1 protein-coding gene is annotated in these 1,261 nt (G+C 42.0%); it reads left to right on the forward strand.

Going from position 1 to position 1,261, the window contains the following annotated elements; all coding sequences use genetic code 11:
- The first annotated feature begins 72 nt into the window (after positions 1-72).
- Positions 73-1,250, forward strand: a protein-coding gene (locus AB4140_RS19255; RefSeq protein WP_372002242.1) for an IS3 family transposase whose coding sequence is annotated in 2 segments (ribosomal slippage) — positions 73-340 and positions 340-1,250 — 1,179 coding nt in all. Because the reading frame shifts where the segments join, the coding sequence is not laid out codon by codon here.
- Positions 1,251-1,261: the final 11 nt, after the last annotated feature.

Raw genomic sequence — 1,261 nt, forward strand, 5'->3', positions numbered from 1 at the left:
TGTAGTGGCATAGTTAATTTGGCCACCTAGTTAGAGGTGATATCATCACCTCATAAGTTAACAGGTGACACTATGAAAAAACGTACAAGAAGACTTTTTAGTGCAGAGTTCAAACTTGAATCTGCACAACTCGTGCTAGATCAGAATTACTCAATTGTTGAAGCTGCTCAAGCTATGAATGTGGGCAAATCAACCATGGATAAGTGGGTACGACAATTAAGAGAAGAGCGACAAGGTAAGCAGCATAAAGCATCACCTATATCACCAGAACAAGTTGAAATTCGAGAGTTAAAAAAGCAACTAGCTCGCCTCCAGGAACACAACGAAATATTAAAAAAGGCCACAGCTCTGTTGATGTCGGACTCACTGAACAATTCTTAATAATTGAGAAACTCAGGCAGAGCTATAGCATAAAAACATTATGCGAAGTGTTCAGTATTCATCGTAGTAGTTACAAGTATTGGAGAAAGAGACCAATAACCATTAACGCAGATAAGGTTAAGCTTCGCAGCCTAGTCAGCGAAGTACACACTGCAAGTAATGGATCGGCAGGTGCTAGAACGATTGCAGATATGGTTAGCCAGCAGGGTGTCTCGCTAAGCCGTTATCGTGCCACTAAGTTGATGAAAGAGCTTGGTATAGTTAGCTGCCAGGTACCTAGGCACAAATACCGAAAAGCGACACTAGAACATATTGAAATCCCTAATCACCTAGGTCGACAATTCGCTGTCACAGCTCAGAATGAAGTCTGGGTTGGTGATGTTACCTACGTGTGGGCTGGTAACCGTTGGATGTACTTAGCTGTGGTGATTGATCTATTTGCACGTAAAGTGATTGGCTGGGCTATGTCGTTATCACCTGATAGTCGTTTAACTGGCAAAGCGCTTTCGATGGCCTATGAAGGTCGTGGTAAACCTAAAGATGTTATGTTCCATAGCGATCAAGGGACTCACTATACAAGCAGAAGATATCGGCAACTATTATGGCGATACCAGCTCAAACAAAGTTTATCTCGACGTGGGAATTGTTGGGATAATAGTCCTATGGAACGTTTTTTTAGGAGCCTTAAGACAGAATGGATACCAACTACAGGGTATCGTAATTTTACTGAAGCGCAGAATGAAATTACACGATACATTATTGGATATTATTGTCAGCTTCGGCCGCATCAATATAACGGCGGGCTGACGCCCAATGAGTCAGAACGATTGTTCTGGTTAAACTCTAAGACTGTGGCCAATATTTCTTGACCACTACAATG

It is taken from the genome of Shewanella sp. 10N.286.51.B2, assembly GCF_041469265.1.
GTDB lineage: Bacteria > Pseudomonadota > Gammaproteobacteria > Enterobacterales > Shewanellaceae > Shewanella.